Here is a 287-nt window from a genome sequence, read left to right on the forward strand (position 1 = left end):
GCTGCCGAGACCATCACCTTCAATGGCACCATCCTGGACGCGACGTGCAACGTAACGGGTGGGCAGGGTACCAACGGCGTGGCCGGCAGCTTCGTGGTCACGTTGCCGCAGATCTCCAAGTCGGAACTGTCCACCGCTGGCGCCACGGCGGGTGACACCGGCTTCTCGGTGGTGATTGGTGCACCCAGCGGACAGCCCGGCGCCTGTGATTCGCTCAACGGCTAGACCGCCAAGCTGCACTGGTACATCACCCAGCTTTCCATCGATGCCGCCAACAACGTGCTGAA

Annotated in this window: 1 pseudogene; it reads left to right on the plus strand. The window is 63.4% G+C overall.

The window, feature by feature from the left end:
- Positions 1–225 (plus strand): annotated as a pseudogene (locus KVS69_RS19355) (hypothetical protein); the annotation flags it as partial.
- Positions 226–287 lie beyond the last annotated feature (62 nt).

Source organism: Stenotrophomonas sp. GbtcB23, assembly GCF_019091045.1.
Taxonomy (GTDB): domain Bacteria; phylum Pseudomonadota; class Gammaproteobacteria; order Xanthomonadales; family Xanthomonadaceae; genus Stenotrophomonas; species Stenotrophomonas rhizophila_A.